We start from the raw sequence: 3,068 nt of genomic DNA on the forward strand, positions 1-3,068 counted from the left end.
CGCCGACCTTGTCGGCGAGATTCGACATCTCGTTCATGAACGAGATGCGCGTCGCGAGCATCGCGTTCGCCGCATACTTCGCGAATTCCGCCGAACGCACGTCCATGTAGATCGTGCGTTCGTGGTTGCGGTTGAACGGCGCGTAGAGCTTCTTCATCTTCTCGCGCGCGATCGTGCCGGTTTCGTCGTCGTCGACACCGATGATGATCCGGTCCGGGCGCATGAAGTCCTCGACCGCCGCGCCTTCCTTCAGGAATTCCGGGTTCGACACGACCGAGAAGCGATGCGCGACGCTGCCCGCGAGCCCGCGTGCGGCAAGCGCCTCGTCGACCACGCCGTGCACGCGCCGCGCGGTGCCGACCGGCACCGTCGACTTGTCGACGATCACCTTGAAGCCCGTCATGTGGCGGCCGATGTTGCGCGCGGCCTCGAGCACGTATTGCAGGTCGGCCGAGCCGTCCTCGTCAGGCGGCGTGCCGACGGCGATGAACTGGATCTCGCCATGCGCGACGCTCGCCTCGATGTCGGTCGAGAAACGCAGGCGCCCCGCCGTGCGGTTGCGCGCGATGATGTCCAGCAGCCCCGGTTCGTGAATCGGCATCCCGCCGTTGTTCAGGATGTCGATCTTGCGCGGATCGACATCGAGACAGAAGACGTCGTGACCGATCTCCGCGAGGCAGGCGCCCGTGACGAGGCCGACATAGCCGGTGCCGATGATGGTGATTTTCATAGATGTTCCGGTACTTCCCGGTAATTGACTAACTTGGCCGCCGGGACGAGCCCGGCGGCAACCGCAGCGCGTTGGCTCCGCGTGCCGGGATCAGCCCGGCATCGCAGGTTCGACGCGGCGCGGCGCATAGGTTTCCCAGCCGCTGCATCCGGGGCACTGCCAGTAGAAGAGCCGTGCCCGGAAACCGCAATTCTGGCACGTATACCGCGGCAGATTTTTCGTGCGCTGCTTGATCAGCGCACGCATCATTTCAAGTTCCTTACGACGCGGCTCCTCGGCCGCCGCGATCTGCGCATCGAGCAGGTGCAGCATCCCCGACAGGTTCGGCGACTTTTCCATCTGCGTGCGCGCGAGTGTGTGCGCCGCATCCTGGCCGCGCAACCCGGCGATATGCTGATAGGCGATGTCGAGCAGGTCGTTCGACGGATAACGATCGACGTACCCCATCAGCAGTTCGGCGCCTTCAGCGTTCTTGCCGAGCGCGACGTACGCCTTCATCAGCTTGTCGGCGACGAGCGGCAGATATGCCGGGTTCTGCGCTTCGACGCGCTTCCAGTGCTCGATCGCGGCCGCGTGGTCGCCCGCTGCTTCCGCCGCGTCGCCGGACAGCACCGTCGCACGGACGTTCTGCGGATTCACGGTCAGCGCGAGGCGCAACTGTTCGGCCGCCGCAGCAGCATTCTTGCGCTGCAGCGCGTCCTGCGCGAGTTCGCAGTGAAACTGCGCAATTTCGACGCCGAGCGGCTTGTCGCTCATCGATTCGATGCGCTTCGCCGTGTCGATCGACTTGTTCCAGTCCTTCTCGATCTCGTAGATCGTCAGCAGCGCCCGCTGCGCACCCAGTGCGTAGTCGCCGTCCGCGAGCTTGTGGAACGCCTCTTCGGCGCGATCCAGCAGGCCGGCTTTCAGGAAATCCTGCCCCAGTTCGTACAGCGCGTGGTCGCGCTCGTTGACCGGCAGGTCGGTGCGGCTCAGCAGGTTCTGGTGCACGCGGATCGCGCGGTCGGTCTCGCCACGACGGCGAAACAGGTTGCCGAGCGCGAAGTGCAGCTCGACCGTTTCGGGATCGAGCTTGGCCACCTCGATGAACGCATCGATCGCCTTGTCGGGTTGTTCGTTCAACAGAAAATTGAGGCCGCGAAAATACGAGCGCGGCAGGTTGGCACTCTCCGACAGGAGATTCTTCAGGTCATAGCGTGACGCCGCCCAACCGAGCGCAAACGCGACCGGAATCGCGAGCAACCACCAGAAATCCAGATCCATGCGAAATATCGAAGCAGAGACGAAAACCGCGCGATGATCGCGCGGCGTCCGTGTTAAATGACGGGCGGCATCGGCGGCTGGTCGATGACGGCGGGCGTTTCGCGCGCCGCACGCAGATCGCGCTTCAAACGCCCGTTCTCGAGACGCAGCCGGAAGATCGAAGGCAGCGCGGACAGCAGGCCGGCCAGCAGCCCCACGGCGAAGAATGCCAGGCCGATCAGGATCAGCGGCGCTTGCCATGCGTAGCCGGCAACGAAATTCAGCGTCGCGGTTTGTGTATTGGCCAGCGCAAGCACCAGCAGCAGGACGAACACCAATACCCGGATCAGCCAGACGATAAACTTCATGAAGCCCTCTCTTTGTTGAGGTTTGCCGCGGCGCGCGACTCCCCTTCGTCGCACCGAATCGACCCGTATTGTAAAGGAAGCGTTTCCGCGGCTGCGCACATCCTGTGCGCGGCGTTGCGCATCGCTGGACGGAAATGAAAAAAGCGCCCGCAAGGGGCGCTTTTCTTTTCAGCCTTCGCCGGACAGGTTCCGGGCACACCGAACGACGCTCAACGGTCGTCGTCCGGATCGTCAGCCTTCAGCGGTTCACCGGCGCGGCCGTCGACGCGTTCACGCAATTCCTTGCCAGGTTTGAAGTGCGGCACGAATTTCTCGGGCACCTGCACTTTCTCCCCCGACTTCGGGTTGCGTCCGACGCGCGCCGGGCGACGATTGAGGCCAAAGCTGCCGAAACCCCGAATTTCAATGCGATGCCCTTTCGCCAGGGCGTCGGACATCGCATCGAGCATCGTTTTCACCGCGAAATCCGCATCCTTGAGGACAAGTTGCGGAAATCGCGATGCCAGCTGCGCGACCAACTCGGATTTGGTCATACTTCAGCAGACCTCGTAAGGCTTACTGGTTCTGGCCGTCGAGCTTCGCCTTCAGCAGCGCGCCGAGGTTGGTCGTACCGGTCGCAGCAGCGCTGGAGTCCGACTGCAGGCCGCGGATCGCTTCCTGTTGTTCGGCCGAATCCTTCGCCTTGATCGACAGGTTGATGCCGCGCGACTTGCGATCGATGTTGATCA

Annotated in this window: 4 protein-coding genes; all 4 read right to left on the reverse strand. The window is 63.3% G+C overall.

The genetic code is table 11. The features are described from left to right. Positions 1-730, reverse strand: a 730-nt coding sequence (locus JMF90_RS31005) for a UDP-glucose/GDP-mannose dehydrogenase family protein (RefSeq protein WP_201325872.1), incomplete at its 3' end; no start/stop codon positions are given. A gap of 90 nt (positions 731-820) precedes the next feature. Beyond that, positions 821-1,993 carry a lipopolysaccharide assembly protein LapB gene (gene lapB, locus JMF90_RS31010; protein ID WP_011544888.1) on the reverse strand — a complete coding sequence of 391 codons (1,173 nt, stop codon included), beginning with the start codon at positions 1,991-1,993 and terminating at the stop codon, positions 821-823. Positions 1,994-2,046: 53 nt separating this feature from the next. Beyond that, the gene (locus tag JMF90_RS31015) at positions 2,047-2,340 is read right to left on the reverse strand and encodes a lipopolysaccharide assembly protein LapA domain-containing protein (protein ID WP_012328123.1); all 294 of its coding nucleotides are present in this window, start codon (positions 2,338-2,340) and stop codon (positions 2,047-2,049) included. Positions 2,341-2,549: 209 nt separating this feature from the next. Then, entirely contained in the window at positions 2,550-2,873 is a 324-nt protein-coding gene (locus tag JMF90_RS31020) for an integration host factor subunit beta (protein ID WP_011544886.1), read from the reverse strand. Positions 2,874-3,068 lie beyond the last annotated feature (195 nt).

Origin of the sequence: Burkholderia sp. E168m23 (genome assembly GCF_016586125.1) — a bacterium.
Classification (GTDB): domain Bacteria; phylum Pseudomonadota; class Gammaproteobacteria; order Burkholderiales; family Burkholderiaceae; genus Burkholderia; species Burkholderia orbicola.

Bases quoted from the DNA above. Each gene is read 5' to 3' on its own strand.
- JMF90_RS31015 (WP_012328123.1), bottom strand. From the start codon at position 2,340: ATGAAGTTTATCGTCTGGCTGATCCGGGTATTGGTGTTCGTCCTGCTG.
- JMF90_RS31020 (WP_011544886.1), bottom strand. From the start codon at position 2,873: ATGACCAAATCCGAGTTGGTCGCGCAGCTGGCATCGCGATTTCCGCAA.
- lapB (WP_011544888.1), bottom strand. From the start codon at position 1,993: ATGGATCTGGATTTCTGGTGGTTGCTCGCGATTCCGGTCGCGTTTGCG.